Source organism: Mesotoga sp. UBA5557, assembly GCF_002425715.1.
Lineage (GTDB): Bacteria > Thermotogota > Thermotogae > Petrotogales > Kosmotogaceae > Mesotoga.
Window position 1 is genome coordinate 42,154 of the sequence record NZ_DIMV01000073.1, and the last position, 18,249, is coordinate 60,402.

Here is an 18,249-nt window from a genome sequence, read left to right on the forward strand (position 1 = left end):
ACTTCCTCCTTCTTCAATTTTCAGTTCTCTTCCAGGAGTCTTTTGATCTCAGACTTCAATTCCGAGAAATCGGGTGACTTAACGACATACGCGTCAGCGGCCCAAGAAGAGAGATCATGTTTGTAGTGTGTATACGCTGTCAAAAGAACGATCTTCTTATCGGGATATTTTTCGCGCAATATGCCGGCTAGCTCAAGTCCATTTATCCCTTCCATTTCAACATCGATAGTAATGAGATCAAACGATGTTCCCTGCTTTAAGATGCTCAGAGCTTCTTCTGCGCTACTTGAGCCCTCGACTTCATATCCCGATTCCTTGAGCTCTTCTTCAAGGAGTAGCCTCATGTTCTTTTCATCTTCAACTATCAGCACTCTTTTCAAGATCAAACCTCCCAACTCTTCTAGTCGGCAACCTGAAAGTGAAGTTAGTTCCTCCGCTTCCGCTTGAAGCGGAAATCTCTCCCCCGTGTTCCTCAACAATCTTCTTGCATATCGAAAGTCCTAGACCCGTGCCAAGGGTCTTGGTAGTGAAGAACGGCTCAAAGATACGCTTCAAGGTCTCCTCTGGTATCGTTCTTCCGCCATTCCAGACGGAAAAGTCTATACTATCATCTTCTTCTTGAATAGTTATCCGTACTTCACCATCACTTTCAGAAGCCTCAATAGCGTTCTGAACAAGGTTAATTATTACCTGTTTAATCCTGTCTTTGTTGCCGTAATACTCAATTTTATCTTTTCTTGAGTATAGAACAAGTTTAACACTTTCTTGGTCGGCTTTTTCTTCAAAACCGGCAAGTATCTCGCGTGTTATGGAAACGAGATCGAACTCCTCGTCCGTTGTTACACTCCTTCTTCGCGAGGCTTCTAGTACTTCTCCAACTATGCTGTCGAGTCTACGGAGTTCGTCCATAAGTATCTTCGCATATTCTCTAGTTTTTTCCCTGTCGGAAGAGGCCAGAATCCTCTTAACAAAACCGCCGATTATCGTGATGGGGTTTCTGATTTCGTGAGCAACTTTGGCAGACATTTCTCCGAGAGCAGCGAGTTTTTCTCTGCTTTTCAACTCCTGTTCCAGCTTTCTTCTTCTAGTTATTTCATCTAGAGATAGAATCACACCGGTAAGCTTCTTTCTTCTCTCTTCTCTCAAGGGTGTTATTTGAACATCGAAATACTTGTCGCCAAAAGCGTTAAAATGCTGATCAGTCAAAGTAATCGTCTCTCCAATTCTCATCGCGTCAAAGAGTAGTTCGATGATACCGTCGAGTTTCAAATTCATGGACTGGATGCTCTTTCCGATAAGGTCATTTCTATTGACGTCAAGAAGGAACTCAGCGGTTCTGTTTACCTCTGTTATTTTGCCTTCAACCGAACAGACGATTATTGCCGATTCGAGAGACTGAAGAATACTTGATACAAACCTACGATAGTAATTAGATAGGTTTTTCTCCTTCTCAAGGCTCTCAGCCATTTGGACAATTCTCTCGTAGTTCTCCGTAAGCTCCAGAGCTACCCCTGTGCTGTCGGCAAGCAACCCGAGAATCTCCGTATCGGCATTGCTGATTCTCTTTCCAGAATCACTGTTGTCGATTATCAGAATTCCTAATACTTTTTCTTCACCGGATACGGGAACAATCAAGTATTCATCTGAACCGATGATCCTATTGAGAAGAGCCAACTCTTCCCCTCTCAGCCTAAGCATTTCGGGTGTGACATGAACGATTTTCTTCCTCAGGACTACTCTCTCAAGGATGATATTACCCGGGTAAGAAATCAACGCCCCAGATTCATTTTCATCTTTTGAAGATTCCTCAAGCGACACATCCTGAAGATATCTTGCTAGATCGCTATACACTGATCTGTCCGAGTTTTCTCTGCTTTTTGAGAGCATTTTGCTCTCTTCAACAAGAACAGAACGTGCGTTATCCACTCTGAAGAATATTGCTCTATCGAATTTAAGTCCGGAGGAGTGGGTTGCGCCCATAAGAAGAATTCTAATTATTCTCTCTCTGTCAAGGCTTCTCTTCATTGCCTCTGTGATTTTGTGAAGCACGCTCAATTTGAAGAGTTGCTCTTTCTGTTCGCTTATTAGTTCCTCATGCTTCTTTCCGAGCTGCCTGAGTTTTCTCACTTCTATTTCCAGTCGAGAAGTAAGTCTTAACCTACTTATGGCAAATGCCATCCTTCTACTCATATCATCAAGCATCTTCAAATCTTCTCTGTCAAGGTGTTTGTAAGCTCTGAATTCACCTTCTACCTCTTCTCTATCGGCAGCAACAATCAATCCAACTACCATTCCCTCGACCAAGAGTGGAACTGCTATGAACGAACCCACGGAGACTTCTTCTGTGAAGATTACTGATGAAAGATCCGACTTCTTGGCTGAAACAAAAAGCCTCTCTCTTGAGAGAACATCAAGTTGCTCATCGGAAATACTCATCTCTATTCCTCGTAAAGGACTTGTTCCTTCACCAATCGCTGCCCTAAGGTGAAATGAGGTGTCAAGCCTTTCAAGAAAGAAGATCCATCTAACCCTTAACATCTCTCTGGCAATTTCAAGAGATCTATATACAAGCTCTTCCGAATCGGTTTCCGTTTCGAGAACCGAAGTCAATCGAGAGACAAGCTTCAGTCTCCTGTAGCCTTCTTCTTCTAGCGATCTCTTGATTGAATAGTGCAGAACCATTTCTAGCTCCTTTATCCAGCTTCCGAGTGAGCCTTTGACTTTAGATTTTGTAGGGAAGGTCAAAAGGCCAAGCGGTTCACCCTCGCAAAACAAACCTATGAACTTAACCTTTTCCTTGTGTTCCTCGAGATGAGTAGAAAGGACTATCTCCTTCTCGAACACTTCAGCTTTGTTTAGTTCTCTCAGAAAGGGATTCTTATTCAATCCAATTTCCCTTCCTGTACGGGTGAATCCTTCTCTGAAATTCACTTCCTTGAAGACATCCCGGTACTTCTCCAGAATAAAGAGTGATGGTTCCGATGAGATTTCCAGCGCTATTCTTTTCAGTATTCTCTGGATTATCTCATCAGAAGATGTTTCAAACCCCGTTCCTCTCAGTTCAATCACCACTTCTCGACAATCTCTATTATCAGTCTCATGTGCTCAACATGACTTCCCTCCCAGTAGATATGACCGCATTTCTTGCACTTTGAGAAGCTCTCTTTTGTAAGTAGTATATAGTCCGGTACTCCGCAAAGATCTTCAAGAGAGGCTATTTCTAGCTCGCCGTTGCATTTTGAACATCTGCTGAGGAAATCGATATCTTTGTAATTTATCCTGAACCTGTGAACGACCGACTTCAGTTGCGACTTCCAGTTCTCAGATTTGATAAGGTAACATCTGATCCTGAATCTCATTGCAATTTCGAGAGCTTTCCTGCTCTTGGTAAGAAATACGTCTCGATTACTGACAGCTCCTTCAATCTCATTTCTTGAGCATATCTCGGTGTCGAAGCCAAGAAACCGGAGCTTCTTCGCCAGCTTTGTAAGAGAGTCTTCAACTAGGAACTTCATTTCTTCACCATGATCGAGAATACTATCCCTGCATATTCTCTTTGATCGATAAGCCTAAACAGAGTACCGGTTCTTGCAAGAGAATCGCTTTCTCTCTTTGAAGTTTCGACTATCAGGAGACTTCTAGAGTTTAGAACGACAGAGTTTTGTTCTAGCAATTCAATAAGAGGTTTAATATATTGTTCATCAAAAGGGGGATCTGCAAAGATAATATCAAATTCAACACCCTTTCTTACGAGGGAAGGGATGGCTCTGCGAAAGTCGGAGCAGACTATTTTCAAGTCCGCTGAAGGATCAAGTCCATTCTTGCTTTCGAGAATTGATTGACATGCCTTCTTTGATGAATCAACTGATGTTACATCTATTGCGCCTCTGCTCAATGCTTCAAAAGAAATTATCCCGCTTCCTGAGAAGAGATCAAGAAAGGTCTTCGAGCTCACGTCCACTATATCGAAAAGGGCCTTTCTGGCGGACTGAGGTGTATATCTTGTACTCCTCCTTGGAGGAGTCTTTATAGATCGTCTAGCCCACTTCCCTCCCGTTATGACCAACATACTATCCAACCTCTATCAATCTTACTCTTTCCGAGTATAGCCTCTGCATTTCGATTCTGAGAGCTCCATGCTCCAGAAGATCGGGGTCTCTTTCAATAGTCTCCTGAGCATCTTCCCTGGCTTTGAAAAGGAGATCTCGATCATCGACAATGTCGCCGAGAAGAAATTGAGGCATTCCGTGCTGCCTCAAACCAACGAACTCACCGGGGCCTCGAAGTCTAAGATCGAGCTCAGCAACATCAAATCCACTTGCGGTCGAAGCAAACTCTCTCAACCTCGAGAGCGCTTCGCCCGAAATCGCTCGGTTCATTAGCATGACGCAGATCGACTTGAGATTGCTTCTTCCTACACGTCCTCTGAGCTGGTGAAGTTGCGCCATTCCAAATCTTTCGGGGTGTTCAATAACCATAACGGTTGCCGAAGGTATATCAATTCCTACCTCAACAACAGTTGTGGAAACAAGAATCATGCTCTTCTTTGATTTGAATCTCTGCATAATCTCTTGCTTTTCGGTGTCGGTTAGTCTTCCATGGAGCAGTTCCACTCCTGTACCAGGGAAGACTTTCTCTCTTAGCCTTGCCGCTTCATCTGTTGCATTTTTCAGGTCCACTTGCTCTGACTCTTCTACGAGAGGATAAATGAAGAAAATCTGATGACCCATCTTTATTTCCTCCGAAATGAATGAATAGAGATGATCGATCCTGCTTCGGGCAAGCAGTATCGTTCGTACTGGCGATCTTCCTTTTGGCATCGTATGAATTGTTGATACGTCAAGATCACCGTATACCGTCAAGGCAAGTGTTCTGGGGATAGGAGTCGCAGTCATGACAAGACTATCAAGAAGTCTCCCCTTTGAAGTCAATGTTTCACGTTGCTTAACTCCGAACCTGTGCTGTTCGTCAACCACAACAAGACCAAGGCTTCTGAACTCCACACCCTCCTGAATTAGGGAATGGGTTCCAACCACTACGTCTATCTCTCCCTTTGTCAATCTGGTTCTGATACTCTCCTGATCAGTCTTCTTGAGTGAACCAGTCAACAGTGCGACGTCGATACCGAGCGGTTCAAGATCCTTCTTCATCTTTTCGAAGTGCTGCATTGCCAAGACAGACGTTGGAACCATCAAGGCGCTCTGATATCCAGCTTCATAGTTGTCTGTGATTGCCAGTTCGGCTACAAGTGTCTTTCCAGAGCCCACATCTCCCTGAAGCAACCTGCTCATTGGCGAGGTGGCCCTCATATCATCTCTTATCTCTCTGAAAGCCTTTACCTGATCTTCTGTTAACTCAAAGGGCAGGGACTCTACAAGTCTTTCGGCGAGAATCCCGGCGATTTCCTTAGGTAGGCCTTGGTATTTACACCTCATCTGTCTTCTACGAGAAAGAACTGCAATCTCAAATAAGAAAAACTCTTCATATGCAAGCGTTTCGCGAGCCTTTCTTGCTTCGAACATGCTCTTGGGAAAATGTATCGCAGTGAATGAATGCTTTCTTTCGAGGAGCTGCCTTCTTTCTTTGATCTTCAGAGGGATAAGGTTTTCTAGGGATCTCACAACACCAAGATTGCGCTTGGTTATTTTCCTCATCATTTTCATAGAGATTCCTGAAGTAAGGGAGTAGACGGGCAGAATCTCACCCGAGACTTCGCCATTCACTTCTTCGATTTCCGGAGAGTTCATCTCCAGAGGACCAAATGGGGTCTTCTTTGCCAATCCGTGAATGAGATACTCTTTGTCTTTCTTGAGCTTTTGTAGAATGTAGTCCTGATTGAACCATTTGAGAAGCAGTTGACCGAAGCCATCGCCTGCGACTGCAGAGATTATCGTGTAGCCTGAAACCTTCTTAACTGAGAAGTTAAGTATTCTCGCCCTTACACTTACCTTGGAATCAGCTGAAAGTGACGAAATCGGGAGAATCACCCTTCGATCTTCGTAGTCTCTCGGAAAGTAATAGATTAGATCACCAATTGTTTCGATATCCATTCTCTTAAGAATTTTGGATCTTGCTTCACCGACTGAGTAAGCATACTTTATGGGTGTTGAGAGTGATGCGGGCCTTCCTAGTAGCGCCTCGATTTCGTCAACAGTTCGCAGAAGGAAAATCCTTCTCAACTTTGCTACCATTTCGAGTCCATTTATCAGTCTCTTTTTCCTTCTATCTTGACTAAGCGCTTCGCTTTTCGAGAAGTAGGAGACGAATTTGGACAAGTATTCGTTGAGTAAGGGAAATCGGGAAAACTCCTCTTTGTCTGTCTGAGATACGATTCGCTTCAGTTCTGAGAAGAGAACTTCATTGTCTCTTCCTGAGAGCGAAGCTTCGAAAAGCATTTCACATTCGTCAAGGACTTGCTCAAAAAGCATTACTTTCTTTCTTTCTCCCCGTAACACGCCAGGCCAAAGACTGCGGGTCCGCTATGGCAGGCTATTGTTGGCCAGATTCTTCCGGTAACAAGTTCAATCTCATTTCTTTGGATGCCTAAATTCTCTTCGATCAACTCGACGGTTTTTTCGGTTGTTTCTTTCGCAATATCCGAGTACTCCTCGCTCCCGTAGATCGAGTACAAAACAACTGATTCTCTCCTTCTCTCGAGAAACTCAAGGACGTTTGAAACCATCTGCTCCTGCAACTTCTTCATACCTCTAAGCTTCGCCACAGGACTAATATATCCTTCTTCATCAACTGAAAGAATCGGCTTGATGTTGAGCAAGGTTCCGGCTAGCCCCTGTGCTTTTCCTATTCTTCCATTCTTTATCAAGTATTTCAGCGTGGGAACGCTGAATTCCATGAACGTGTCTTGAATTATCTCCGGCACTCTCGATATTGCCTCATCGATCTCCAACCCTCGTTCTATTAACTCAATAAGTTTCTTAGCGATCAAATGAGCTCCAATAGAGACTTTTCTGGTATCAACAACTGTGACTTCCAGCCCCTCCACCATTTTGGAGGCCATAACGCAAGTATCATACAGACCCGACATCTTCGATGAGAAATGAATATCAAGTAGCTTCGTGTAACCTTTTGACTTTATGTCATTGTAGTAATCAAGAACCTGTCCGAGTGGCGGTTGAGCTGTGTGAAACTCTCTGGAGCTTTCGACGATATTGTAGAAAACATTCTCCATGAAGTCAAACTCGTCGTTATATTCCTTGTCATCAATAATGATTTTCATTCCCATGAAAAAGAGTTTATGCTCCTCAACGAAACTTCTCGTTGGCGCACAACCTGAATCAACGGATACCGCAATCAATTCGTTCACCTTCCTTCGGCGAAAATCTGCTCTTGGTCGTCTCCGTTATCTATTCTCACGCACCATCTACCATCGACAAAATCAGTCTCCAGTGAATACCCGTTAAGTTCCACAGCAAGTGGTCTGCCATTATCTATGCTGAACTGAAGAAGTCTTTCGGCAGAAACCCTTACTCCTCTCTTTACTGAAGCCTCAAGCATTAACTGCGTGTTTTTGCGATTTGAGTTCACTACACTCAGTGCAAAAAAAGAAGTTATCATACAGATACTCAGAAGTAAGACAGAGAGAACAAGTGTAACAATGTTGCCTCTTCTCATCAATCACCTTTCAAATAACCTACGTAAGGTAGATTTCTGTATACTTCATCATAGTCAAGTCCATATCCAACAATGAACTGATCGCCTATTCTTTCGCCGGTAAAGTCTATCACAACTCCATGATCGTGAATAGTCTTTTCAAAGAGCGAGACCAGTTTCACGTCTGCCGGTTTCTGCTTCCAGATATAGTTTATTATGTATCTCAAAGTTCCTCCGGTGTCAACTATGTCTTCAACAAGAAGAACGTAACGGTCCGTAACAGATTCATCCACCCATGTCTTCACACGAATTCTTCCCGTAGTGGAGACTCCTGAATAACTGGAAACATGAACGAAATTATAGCGCACCTTCAACTCAAGTCTCTTTAGGAGATCGCTATAGAAATGAACTGAGCCCTTCAGAATGCAGACAGCCGTTATCTCTTCAGTAATCGGGGAGTAGTAACTGTTGATTTCTTCTGCAAGTCTACTAACAATTCTCTCAAGGGCCTCTTCTGAGTAAAGAACCGCGATCTTAGCAGGATCAAAGAGCATTTCCTTCACCTCCGGCAGTCATGATAATTATACCATCGTAGAAAGACTATGAAACGATCTATTCTTATGAAGCATTAAGTGGAAATGCGAGGTTGAGTAGGTTACAATCCTTCTTGTGAAGTTGCACGGATTTCTTGGCTAATCTTTTTGCCTACAGAATGGGGCGATTGTATGGATCAACATTTTCTGAGTAATTACCTCGACGCTTCCGAATATGAGATTCCTCTAGATTTGCCTACAATCTTTGGGAGGGAAAGCGAAACATACCTGGAAGTGGGGTTCGGTAGTGGCGAGTTCCTTGTTCAGAAAGCGATTGATAATTCTGCAAAAGATTTCCTGGGAGTTGAGTTGTCTGTAATAAGCACAGAGAAACTTCTTAAATCGCTTAAGAGAGAGCTTGTAGAAAACGTCCGAGTGCTTCTGACGGATGCGTCTTTCTGTTTAAATAACGTAATTCCTAAGGATTCACTGTCCGGTGTTTATATGAATTTCCCCTGTCCGTGGCCAAAGAAAAGACATTCAAATCGGCGGCTGAACGACCTCAATTTCGTTTTGAAGATTGGGCGGGTTCTAAAAAAAGGGGGTTTCTTTCAGCTCTATTCCGATTCGAAGGAATTCATCTCTGAGATGAGCTCGAGCGTAGACCTAACTGGTCTCTTCGATTCGGACACAGTCGAAATAAATCCAACGGCCGGAGTGGGAACTAGATACGAGAGAAAATGGCTGGCTATGCAGAGGGAGATATTCAGACTCATCTGTAGAAGAAACAGCAAAGCAGTGAAATGTGAAGAGGATGTGGTTAACTTGTCGCATTTGTGGGTGAAGAACATCGACAAGTCCCGGCTCGATAGAGTTGCAGGGCGGTCGTTTTCTAGTGATGAGATGTTTGTCAAGTTCATGGGGGTCTACAGAAAGCTTGACAATGAGGTCTTTCTAATTGAGACTCTTTCGGTTGACAGAGGCTATTCTCAAAGATTCTATATAAGTCTTTCCAAAAGGGAAGAAGTTTGGCTGATTCAACTAGATAGTCAAGCGAAACCTTTTAGGACCAGAGCGGTAAAATTCGCCGTTAGAACGCTATCTCGGATACTTGGTGACGAAAGTCGAGCTTAATAGTGAGGCGCATTTTTGGGAAGTTCTGCTTTTCTTAATAGGGTAGGAAGCGCTTTCATTGAACCGGGCAAATCATAGCTATGGCGGGGCGCAGATGCGCCCCGCCCGATTAAGATAGTTAGAGCTTCTTGAATAGCAAAGAAGCGTTATGGCCTCCAAAGCCAAATGAGTTTTTTAGGGCGTAGTTGATTTTCCTATCAACTCCTGAATTTGGTGTGTAGTTCAGATTGCATTCAGGATCGGGGATAGAGTAATTAATCGTTGGTGGAACGAAAGAGTTCTGAATTGCAAGAAGAGTTGCTACAGATTCAATTGCTCCTGCGGCTCCCAGGGCATGTCCGACCATTGACTTCGTGGAACTTATGTTGAGCCCATTACTACTCCCAAATAGACGCTTTATGGCTCGTGTCTCCATCAAGTCGTTTAAGGGTGTAGAAGTGCCGTGAGCGTTAATATAGTCAACTTCTGATGGGTCAACTTCGGCTTCTTCAAGAGCCATTTTCATAGCTCTGTAAGCTCCATCGCCAGATTCCTCGGGTGAAGTGATATGAAACGCATCATCGGTTGAACCGTATCCGGCGATTTCCCCGTAGATCTTTGCTCCACGCTTCAAAGCATGCCCGTATTCCTCGATGATCAGTGTTGCGGATCCTTCGGCCATAACAAATCCATCGCGTTCGCGATCAAACGGTCTTGAAGCATTTTCAGGATTTCCACGTGATAGGGCTGTCATATTCGAGAAGCCGGCAAGAGCAAGGGGCGTGATCGTGGCTTCAGAACCGCCGGTCATCGCGATATCGATTATCCCATTTCTTATAAGCCTCGTTGCTTCACCAATCGCATTTGTGCCAGAGGCGCAAGCTGTGGACACAGTGAAGTTTGTACCCTTGAACATGAAACGTATGGCGAGAAGTCCTGGTGCCATATTCGCGATAGTCATGGGAATCAGGAAAGGGCTGATTCTCGAGGGGCCTTTTTCCATCAAGACGGAGTGCTGATCCTCAATGACATCCATTCCGCCTAGACCTACACCATAGACCACCCCAGCCCTTTCAGGATTAGAAATCTTTCCGTCCAGACCGGAATCATCGTACGCCTGGCAAGCACTTGCAACAGCCATCTGAACAAATCTTGCGTTTCTTTTTGCTTCTTTTTTGCCCATAAATGCAACAGGATCGAAGTCTTTTACCTGACCAGCAACCTTTGATCCAAACTGAGTGACATCAAAAGTGTCAATCCAGTCAATACCAGATCTACCAGATTCTAGCGACTCCCAAAACTCCGATAGGTTCTTTCCTATTGAACAAATTATACCCATTCCAGTTATTACGACTCTTCTCATCCTATCTTTCTTCCAGTTTGATTATGAATTTCACAACGTCATCGATGGTCTTGAAGCTTGCAGTCTGACTGTCGCTGATCTGGATATCAAATTTGTCTTCAAGTTCCATTACAAGATCTACCAAGTCAAGGGAGTCAGCTCCAAGATCTTCTATGAATCTTGAACTTCCGACGATTTCTCCAGCTTCAATACTCAGATTCTCTGCTACGATCGAAATCACTCTTTCCTGTACAGTAGACGTCTTTTCCATTGAACTCACCTCTCATTTAAAAGTATTTTAGTTAGCGATTTCCTGGAATTCTCTTATTACTTCAAGGCTTTCGCAATCTGTTGTGCTAATCGAAACGTTTCTATCAATCTTCTTCATAAATCCGCTAAGAACCTTTCCGGGTCCTACTTCAATGAATCTGTCCGAGCCAAGTTGTATCATTCTTCTTATTGATTGTTCCCATTTAACTGGCTTATATGCCTGGGAGATTATGAGTTCTTTGATTTCCTCTGGATCTTCGGGGAAGAAGTCTCCAGTGACGTTTGAGATCACGGGGATTCTAGGAGGACTCACCTTGACGTCCTTCAGAAAGTCCCGCAAGACATCGCCTACTGGCTGTAAGAATCGACTGTGAAAAGGTGCGCTGACGGAAAGCTCAACGCACTTTCTAGCACCTGCTTCCAGTGCCATTGAAGTTACCAAACGCACTTTTTCTGTAGTTCCCGAAACCACAACCTGGCCTGGACAGTTGTAATTGGCAACGATAACTTCTTCTTCAGAAGAGATTTCCAGACAGATTTTCTCTACGACCTCATTGGGTAAACCTATGATTGCCGCCATTATTCCTTCACCGGGTGGAATTGCTTCTTGCATCGCTATTCCCCTCAACCTGACAAGTCGAAGAGCATCAGCGTACTCAAGTGATCCCGCAACAGTAAGCGCGCTGAATTCTCCAAGAGATAGACCTGCTACAATATCAGGTTTAGCACCCCTTTCCGAGAGGAAATCCGAAAGAGCGATGCTGACAGAGAGAATAGCCGGCTGAGCATTCTGTGTAAGAGTCAACTCACTTTCCGGACCTTCAAGCATCAATCTTAACATATCAAATCCAAGCATTCGGCCCGAGAGCCCAATGAATTCTCGTATTATGGCGCTTTCCTCGAACAGCGTCTTTCCCATTCCAACGTACTGACTCCCCTGACCAGGAAATATCCATGCTACCATCTCTTGATCCCTCCCAAAACTTCGATGACCTCTTCGGCTTCCCCGATGATTTCTTCCAACAACTCACTTACGCTTTTGATGTCTCTGATCAATCCACTAGATTGACCGGCCATGAGCGAGCCAAAATTGAGATCACCTTCTCTTGCGGCTCTTTTAAGGCCGCCAATCGCCACTCTTTCAATTGCCTCGACTCCGTTACCTTGTCTTTCAAGTTCTTCAATCTTCCTAGTCAATTTATTTCGGAAGGCTCTGACAGGATGTCCGGTTGAGATCCCTGTAACGACTGTATCAAGCTCATTTGATGAAAGAACTCTTTCTTTGTAATTATGGTGTGCCGAACACTCCGTCGTGCAAATGAACCTTGTTCCCATCTGGATTCCGCTTGCCCCTAGAGCAAGAGCTGCTACGAGCCCTCTTCCATCTGCGATTCCACCGGCAGCAATAACGGGGATCTTTACTACGGATGCAACGGCAGCCACCAGAACCATTGTTGTCACCTTTCCGATATGGCCACCGGCTTCCATTCCTTCGGCAATTACTGCGTCAGCACCTTGTTTTTCGAGCCTTCGTGCAAGTGCCGTTGAAGCAACAACCGGGATTACTTTTGTCCCAGAAGACTTGAGCCTTTCAATAATGCGTGATGGGCTTCCTGCACCTGTGGTCACCACCGGTACCTTCTCTCGGCAGACAACTTCTATTTGATCTTCGATGTTCTGAGAGAGAAGCATAATATTTACGCCAAAAGGTTTTGATGTGATCTCTTTTGTTCTTCGGATTTCAGTCTGTAACTCTTCCGCCGAAAGGCTACCGCCAGCAATAATCCCTAACCCGCCAGCATTTGAAACAGCCCCTGCCAAGCCGTTGTCTGAAATCCAGGCCATCCCTCCCTGTAATATTGGATACTTTATTCCTAATAGTTCAGTTAGTGTTCTTCCCTGTCTCGTCAATGTCGTTCCTCCTGGCACGGAAATGCTGATAAAGAGTCAGCAACACTATACCAGGGCCCAAGGAGACCAATAAAGTATGGATTTCGGACGCTTTGCGGTCTTATTGACCGGAAACGCTACAGGAGGAGAGCTTTGAAAGACAAGGAGTATGTTCAAGAGAGAATTCCTCACAGAGACCCTTTTCTGTTAGTGGATGGTGTAACATCTATTGGAGAAACGGAGGCTAAAGCTTACAGAGATATCCTTGAAGATGATCCCGTTTTCAGAGGTCACTTTCCCGGGTGCCCAATCTACCCGGGAGTACTAATAATTGAGGGTCTAGCACAAACGGCGGGAATTCTTCTTCTAAAGCCTGGGACAACCCCTTTGTTCGTAGGAATAGAAAGGGCTCGGTTCAAGACCATAGTTAAACCTCCATGCAGACTCGAATACTCAATCAGACTGATTGGAAGAAAGATGAATCTTGCCAAAATAGATGCTACAGCTTTTGTAGACGGCAAACTTTCTGTCAAGGCAGTTCTACTTGTCACTTCGCTAGATCAATGATTTTGGAAAGAAAAAACCCCTGTGCTATAATTTAGGCGTTGATCCTGCACAGGGGACTAAAGGGGGTAAGCCGTCACCTTCGAAGGGTGACGGCATTTCCGTTTTAGAACTGGAAAGAAGCAACGAATCTTACGCCGCTTCTATAGACGAAGAAAGCCACGTAATCTCCCTCTCTTATGCTATCAACAGCTTCTTCAAAAGCACTTACATTATCAATAGCCACCTGATTTCCATTTATGCTTAAACGGGTTATTATGTCGTCTTTGCCTATGCCCAGCCTGTATACTATTCCTTCTGTGCTTACACTCCTAACGATTATCCCTCTGAACTCTTGAGAAAGGCCGAGACGCTCTCTGTCTTCAGGAGTTATCTCGGAAACTGAGAGGCCTAAAGAGCTCTCGAAAGCTTTTGGCTCTTCACTCTCTTCCTGCGAAGAAGTACTTTCTTGAGAAAGAGTCCCAAGGACTGCAGTTACAACAATTCTCTCTCCGAACCTGTCGATCGTGATTCTAACTTGAGAACCAGCAGGGTAGTTGAGTACAGCTGCTCTAAGCTCAGAGGAGTTTGAGATCTCAAGGTTTTCGAATCCGATTATTACGTCTTGTGGCCTAATTCCCGCCTTGTCAGCAGCTGAGTCAGGTACGACATCGGTTATTAAGGCACCTTTATCAACTTTGAGACCCAACGATCGAGAGATTGCCTCAGTGACGGAGTCCATGTATACTCCCAGATAAGCCCTCTGAACCGATCCCGTTTCGATTATCGAATCAACGAATCTCATAGCAACGTTGATCGGTATTGCGAAGCCAAGAGAAGTCCCAACGTCGGGAGATATAATGGCTGTGTTGATTCCGATAACCTGACCGTAAATGTTGAGGAGTGGACCTCCACTATTACCGGGGTTGATTGCTGCATCAGTCTGGATAAGATTCGAATAGACTCCGTTACCGTCGGGTTTCGGTAGCTGCCTGCCGACAGCGCTGATCACGCCGAGGGTAACTGTGTGTTTTAGACCAAAAGGATTGCCTATCGCAATTGCCCATTCGCCTATCCTAAGAGAGTCGGAGTCACCGACTTCAACAATGGGAAGATCGGCACCGTCAGGTTCGATCTTTATCACGGCAATGTCCAGTTCGGCGTCTCCTCCAATATACTTTGCCGGATAGACGTTGCCGTCGAGAAGAGATACCGATATCTTGTCTGCTCCAGCGACAACATGTTCGTTAGTGAAAATATAGCCATCTTTACTGAAGATGAATCCGGACCCAACGCCGGTCACCTTCTGATCGGGAATTTCACCAAAAAAACGCCTGAAGAATTCCTCGAAACCGTAAGGATCTCTGATGGAATATTTCCTTGTCGCCTCAACGTCTACTTTGACAACTGCTGGTCCTGCTGCTTCAACTACGTTAATAACTGGGCTCTCGTAGCCTTCATTAACCAGGGCCAGAGAAGCCACTGATAACATAACTACAACAAGTACTACAAAAACCTTCTTCATAACTCTGACCTCCTTCTTCGAGTTGGCTACTCCGGTATCAATTTGACTGAAGATTTTTGTTCATTGTTCAAGGAATTGGTTGGTGATATACTGTTATAGTTCATTTTCGAGAGGTGACTTGAAATGCAGTGGTTGTTCGTTCTAGTTGTTTTTGTTCTGGCTTACATTCTCATAATATCTGGTAAATTCAATAGATCTACCGTTGCGTTTGCAGCAGGTATAATCATACTTCTTTCTAAAGTAATACCTAACTTCGATATGAAGGAAATTGGTTTTCTTGTAGACTTCAATACGATAGGCATTCTTATCGGAATGATGATAGTGGTCGGCACTCTTAGGACAACCGGGTTCTTCGAGTTTGTGGCTGTTCATGTTGTGAGGATTTCGAAGGGAAATGTTAGAGCATTATTAGTCTTCTTTATGGTTACAATTGCGCTTTTCTCTGCCTTTCTAGACAACGTCACTACTATACTTCTCTTTGCTCCGGTAATATTTCTTGTTGCGGATTCTCTGGAAGTCTCCCCCAGAAACTTCCTGCTTGCGGGTGTCCTCGCCGCAAACGTTGGAGGAACGGCAACGCTGATTGGAGATCCGCCCAATATCCTTGTCGGTTCAGCGAGTGGATTCGGATTTATGGATTTCATAAGGATAGATGGCCCTATTACTCTCATCGCACTGCTAATAACTGTCGTCTTTCTTGACAGAAGGGTTTTCAAGAGTTATAGATTGATGGGAGACAGACTTCAGCGGCTTGCAAGTATGGATCCCAACAAGGCCATAGTCTCAAAATCCTCACTGTACAAATCGCTGACCGTGTTTTTTGGAATAATAGCAGGATTCCTTCTGCACGACTTGATAGGAGTTGAGCCATCTTTGATTGCCCTCGGCGGTGCTGCTGCTGCGATGATCCTTAGCGGTAAGAGTTTTTCCAGTCTGTCTGAGGATATCGAATGGGACACGATCTTTTTCTTCATGGGGTTGTTTGTGCTTGCGTCGGCACTCCAACAAGTAGGTATTACGTCATCTATTTCTGATCTACTTGGTTCTCTTTCGGGCAACAGGATCATTCTCTTTCTAACACTTTACTGGTTATCTGCACTCATGAGCGGTTTTATCGGTGCGGTGCCGGCTGTAACATTTATGATTCCCGTTATTGAGGGGATGACTGCAAAATACGGAGTTCCCATGGATGTTTGGTGGGTGATATCGATCTCAGCGTGTTTTGGGGGGAGTTTCTCAATTGCGGGCGCCGCAGCCAATATGGTTGGTGTCGGACTGATAGAAAAGCATTCAAGGGAAAAGCTGAGTTATTCGGATTTCTTGAAGTTTTCAATGCCGTTGACGATCATGACCCTTGCTGCCGGTACTGCGTATATCCTTGTGAGGTTTTCCTTCTAGGGTTCGTCTTTCAGTTAAAACCTCTTTTTGTGCTTTTCTAGAACCTGAGGACTTTTCTACAAAGATTGAGTCGCCATTTTCTGAAGTCATCTCAGTGTAATACATAGCCGTGGAGAGTGTCGAAGGTGAAGGAGTGAAAATCTGGACTTGCTCAGGATTATAGCGCATTTTTTCTCGGATAAATCTCTTTAGTTCTTCCATGTCCCGAATCGTGCACCCTGGGTGGGCCGCGATGAAGTAACCAACAACGAAGTTTCTTCTGTCTGAAAGCCGATCAACTTCTTCAAGAAAGCTAGTCAGCATCTTATTCGAGGGTTTGCACATGTGTTCAAGGACATGATCGACTGTGTGCTCTGGAGCTATCTTCAGCTGCCCCGAGACGTGGTTTTTCATTAGTTCCTTCAGAAATTCCTTCCCGTATCTTTTATCACCTAGAATGAGATCATATCTGATGCCCGAGGAGACGAATACATGTTTTACTCCTGGAATTTCTCTCGCTCTTTTTAGAAGAGACAAATATCTTGAATGATCAGGTTCCAAAGAGCCGCACACTTCCGGGAAGAGGCATCTCTTGGTTCGGCAGGCTCCAGCCTTCAGCTTAACCAAACACTCGTAGCCGTACATGTTCGCTGTTGGTCCACCTATGTCAGTTACGGTTCCTTTGAAATTACCATCTCTTGTGAGAGAAATGACTTCGTCAAGAATAGATGTCTCACTTCTTGAGACTACTGTTCTACCCTGATGAAGGGCAATTGCGCAGAAATTGCACTGACCATAGCAACCTCTATGGCTCGTCACTGAATAGCGTACCGTATCAACAGCTTTAACTCTACCTTTGGAGAGAGATACAGGATGCACGGTACGAGTGAAAGGAAGAGAGTAAAATGAGTCCAGCTCCTCTTGAATAACAACTGGCGGTTTGTTCTGAACAACATATCTGTTATCCTGGAGCTGGTAAAGTCGATTCCCTCTTGCGGCATCGGTCTCTTCGTGGATCATTCTGGTGAGCTTGAAGTAATCCTTCTTGTTGCGGACTACAGACTCATGTGATGGGAGTTCCACTCCATCCGGTTTTTCGCTTGACCAGAAAGCTGTACCCTCTACATTGTGAGACACTCTTCCCTGATTAGCAATCTCTCTGGCAATTTCTACAATCGGTTTTTCTCCCATTCCATAAACAAGCAAATCGGCTTTGGAATCAAGGAGAATCGACTTCTTTATTCTGTCGCTCCACCAATCAAAATGAGAGAATCTTCTCAGACTAGCTTCTATGCCTCCAATAACTACAATTGTGTCTTTAAATGCCTGCCTAATTAGGTTAGCATAGACCGTCACTGCCCTATCGGGTCTCTTTCCCCCGATCCCTCCTGGTGTGTAATCATCGCTCTTTCTCTTCTTCCCGGTTGAAGTATAGTTTGCAACCATCGAATCGACATTCCCAGAGGTCACACCAAAGAAGAGTCTTGGTCTTCCCAGCGCTCTGATCTCTGTGGTTGTTCTCCAGTCGGGTTGTGAGATAACACCAATTCTCCACCCATCAGACTCAAGGACCCTGGCTATCATTGCAGTTCCAAAGGAAGGATGATCAACAAAAGCATCCCCCGTTACAAGGATCACATCGAGAACGTTCCAGTTTCTTTCTACCATCTCTTCGGTCGTCATTGGTATATTCATAAGGCACTCCAAAAAGAAAAACGGGAAGCGAAACCGTAAGCCGGATTCTGTTACTGTGACCATCTATCTGGGAGCCATGTTACCATAGCCCTCTTGCATCCTACCCGAAAGGGATTTGGTGGGCATCCTCAGACCCTTTCTGCTTGGACTTGCTCCAGACGGGGGTTACCAGGCCTGCCGGTCGCCCGACAGCCGGTGAGCTCTTACCTTCACCTTTCCATCCTTGCCCTAAGGCGGTCTTCTTTTCTATGGCCCTTTCCGGAGATCACTCTCCCTGGGTATTACCCAGCGCCCCTGCCCATGGAGTCCGGACTTTCCTCGGAATTTCCGCGGTCACACGTTTCGCTTCC

17 protein-coding genes and 1 other RNA gene are annotated in these 18,249 nt (G+C 44.7%); 3 read left to right on the plus strand and 15 right to left on the minus strand.

All coding sequences use genetic code 11. The features are described 5' to 3' along the window. Positions 1–20 precede the first annotated feature (20 nt). The 8 genes from B3157_RS10230 to hpt are packed head-to-tail and all read right to left on the minus strand — an operon-like array spanning position 21 to position 8,165. Positions 21–380, minus strand: coding sequence for a response regulator (locus tag B3157_RS10230; protein WP_349680390.1), 360 nt, complete (start codon positions 378–380; stop codon positions 21–23). After that, on the minus strand, positions 358–3,069 hold the full coding sequence (locus B3157_RS10235; protein ID WP_292590354.1) for a GAF domain-containing sensor histidine kinase: 2,712 nt from the start codon (positions 3,067–3,069) through the stop codon (positions 358–360). The genes B3157_RS10230 and B3157_RS10235 overlap by 23 nt, the downstream gene beginning before the upstream one ends. Further along, entirely contained in the window at positions 3,066–3,515 is a 450-nt protein-coding gene (locus tag B3157_RS10240) for a Mut7-C RNAse domain-containing protein (protein ID WP_292590355.1), read from the minus strand. Before B3157_RS10240 ends, B3157_RS10235 begins: the two co-directional genes overlap by 4 nt. Next, positions 3,512–4,069: a 16S rRNA (guanine(966)-N(2))-methyltransferase RsmD gene (gene rsmD, locus B3157_RS10245; protein WP_214060389.1), complete on the minus strand. Its 558-nt coding sequence runs from the start codon at positions 4,067–4,069 to the stop codon at positions 3,512–3,514. Before rsmD ends, B3157_RS10240 begins: the two co-directional genes overlap by 4 nt. Position 4,070: 1 nt before the next feature. Further along, positions 4,071–6,428: an ATP-dependent DNA helicase RecG gene (gene recG, locus B3157_RS10250; RefSeq protein ID WP_292590356.1), complete on the minus strand. Its 2,358-nt coding sequence runs from the start codon at positions 6,426–6,428 to the stop codon at positions 4,071–4,073. Beyond that, a complete protein-coding gene (locus B3157_RS10255) occupies positions 6,428–7,324 on the minus strand; it encodes a DegV family protein (protein ID WP_214060391.1) in 897 nt (298 codons plus the stop codon). The genes recG and B3157_RS10255 overlap by 1 nt, the downstream gene beginning before the upstream one ends. Further along, positions 7,321–7,632: a hypothetical protein gene (locus tag B3157_RS10260; protein ID WP_099828783.1), complete on the minus strand. Its 312-nt coding sequence runs from the start codon at positions 7,630–7,632 to the stop codon at positions 7,321–7,323. Before B3157_RS10260 ends, B3157_RS10255 begins: the two co-directional genes overlap by 4 nt. Continuing rightward, the gene (gene hpt / locus B3157_RS10265) at positions 7,632–8,165 is read right to left on the minus strand and encodes a hypoxanthine phosphoribosyltransferase (protein ID WP_214060392.1); all 534 of its coding nucleotides are present in this window, start codon (positions 8,163–8,165) and stop codon (positions 7,632–7,634) included. The genes B3157_RS10260 and hpt overlap by 1 nt, the downstream gene beginning before the upstream one ends. A gap of 171 nt (positions 8,166–8,336) precedes the next feature. On the opposite strand from hpt, the gene trmB reads away from it, so the two are divergent. Then, positions 8,337–9,278 carry a tRNA (guanosine(46)-N7)-methyltransferase TrmB gene (gene trmB / locus B3157_RS10270; protein ID WP_292590357.1) on the plus strand — a complete coding sequence of 314 codons (942 nt, stop codon included), beginning with the start codon at positions 8,337–8,339 and terminating at the stop codon, positions 9,276–9,278. A gap of 118 nt (positions 9,279–9,396) precedes the next feature. On the opposite strand, the gene fabF is transcribed toward trmB, so the two are convergent. The 4 genes from fabF to B3157_RS10290 are packed head-to-tail and all read right to left on the minus strand — an operon-like array spanning position 9,397 to position 12,780. Beyond that, positions 9,397–10,620 carry a beta-ketoacyl-ACP synthase II gene (fabF, locus tag B3157_RS10275; protein WP_292590358.1) on the minus strand — a complete coding sequence of 408 codons (1,224 nt, stop codon included), beginning with the start codon at positions 10,618–10,620 and terminating at the stop codon, positions 9,397–9,399. Between the two features lies 1 nt (position 10,621). After that, a complete protein-coding gene (gene acpP, locus B3157_RS10280; RefSeq protein WP_099828787.1) occupies positions 10,622–10,870 on the minus strand; it encodes an acyl carrier protein in 249 nt (82 codons plus the stop codon). Between the two features lie 27 nt (positions 10,871–10,897). Then, positions 10,898–11,833, minus strand: a complete 936-nt coding sequence (gene fabD, locus B3157_RS10285; protein ID WP_214060395.1) for an ACP S-malonyltransferase — start codon at positions 11,831–11,833, stop codon at positions 10,898–10,900. Then, entirely contained in the window at positions 11,827–12,780 is a 954-nt protein-coding gene (locus B3157_RS10290) for a DUF561 domain-containing protein (RefSeq protein WP_292590359.1), read from the minus strand. Before B3157_RS10290 ends, fabD begins: the two co-directional genes overlap by 7 nt. Positions 12,781–12,912: 132 nt before the next feature. Here B3157_RS10290 and fabZ point away from each other — a divergent pair, with 132 nt between their 5' ends. Next, positions 12,913–13,326 carry a 3-hydroxyacyl-ACP dehydratase FabZ gene (gene fabZ / locus B3157_RS10295; RefSeq protein ID WP_214060397.1) on the plus strand — a complete coding sequence of 138 codons (414 nt, stop codon included), beginning with the start codon at positions 12,913–12,915 and terminating at the stop codon, positions 13,324–13,326. Between the two features lie 103 nt (positions 13,327–13,429). On the opposite strand, the gene B3157_RS10300 is transcribed toward fabZ, so the two are convergent. Further along, positions 13,430–14,827, minus strand: a complete 1,398-nt coding sequence (locus tag B3157_RS10300) for a Do family serine endopeptidase (protein ID WP_214060398.1) — start codon at positions 14,825–14,827, stop codon at positions 13,430–13,432. Positions 14,828–14,950: 123 nt separating this feature from the next. On the opposite strand from B3157_RS10300, the gene B3157_RS10305 reads away from it, so the two are divergent. Next, on the plus strand, positions 14,951–16,225 hold the full coding sequence (locus B3157_RS10305) for an SLC13 family permease (RefSeq protein ID WP_214060399.1): 1,275 nt from the start codon (positions 14,951–14,953) through the stop codon (positions 16,223–16,225). On the opposite strand, the gene B3157_RS10310 is transcribed toward B3157_RS10305, so the two are convergent. Together B3157_RS10310 and rnpB are read right to left on the minus strand one after the other, a co-directional pair. Further along, entirely contained in the window at positions 16,157–17,899 is a 1,743-nt protein-coding gene (locus B3157_RS10310; protein ID WP_214060400.1) for a YgiQ family radical SAM protein, read from the minus strand. The two genes, B3157_RS10305 and B3157_RS10310, sit on opposite strands and share 69 nt — an antisense overlap. Before the next feature lie 20 nt (positions 17,900–17,919). After that, positions 17,920–18,248: RNase P RNA component class A (gene rnpB, locus B3157_RS10315), an RNA gene on the minus strand. Between the last annotated feature and the right edge of the window lies 1 nt (position 18,249).

Bases quoted from the DNA above. Each gene is read 5' to 3' on its own strand.
- fabD (WP_214060395.1), bottom strand. From the start codon at position 11,833: ATGGTAGCATGGATATTTCCTGGTCAGGGGAGTCAGTACGTTGGAATG.
- B3157_RS10300 (WP_214060398.1), bottom strand. From the start codon at position 14,827: ATGAAGAAGGTTTTTGTAGTACTTGTTGTAGTTATGTTATCAGTGGCT.
- fabF (WP_292590358.1), bottom strand. From the start codon at position 10,620: ATGAGAAGAGTCGTAATAACTGGAATGGGTATAATTTGTTCAATAGGA.
- B3157_RS10310 (WP_214060400.1), bottom strand. From the start codon at position 17,899: ATGAATATACCAATGACGACCGAAGAGATGGTAGAAAGAAACTGGAAC.
- hpt (WP_214060392.1), bottom strand. From the start codon at position 8,165: ATGCTCTTTGATCCTGCTAAGATCGCGGTTCTTTACTCAGAAGAGGCC.
- B3157_RS10260 (WP_099828783.1), bottom strand. From the start codon at position 7,632: ATGAGAAGAGGCAACATTGTTACACTTGTTCTCTCTGTCTTACTTCTG.
- acpP (WP_099828787.1), bottom strand. From the start codon at position 10,870: ATGGAAAAGACGTCTACTGTACAGGAAAGAGTGATTTCGATCGTAGCA.
- rsmD (WP_214060389.1), bottom strand. From the start codon at position 4,069: ATGTTGGTCATAACGGGAGGGAAGTGGGCTAGACGATCTATAAAGACT.
- B3157_RS10240 (WP_292590355.1), bottom strand. From the start codon at position 3,515: ATGAAGTTCCTAGTTGAAGACTCTCTTACAAAGCTGGCGAAGAAGCTC.
- recG (WP_292590356.1), bottom strand. From the start codon at position 6,428: ATGCTTTTTGAGCAAGTCCTTGACGAATGTGAAATGCTTTTCGAAGCT.
- B3157_RS10305 (WP_214060399.1), top strand. From the start codon at position 14,951: ATGCAGTGGTTGTTCGTTCTAGTTGTTTTTGTTCTGGCTTACATTCTC.
- trmB (WP_292590357.1), top strand. From the start codon at position 8,337: ATGGATCAACATTTTCTGAGTAATTACCTCGACGCTTCCGAATATGAG.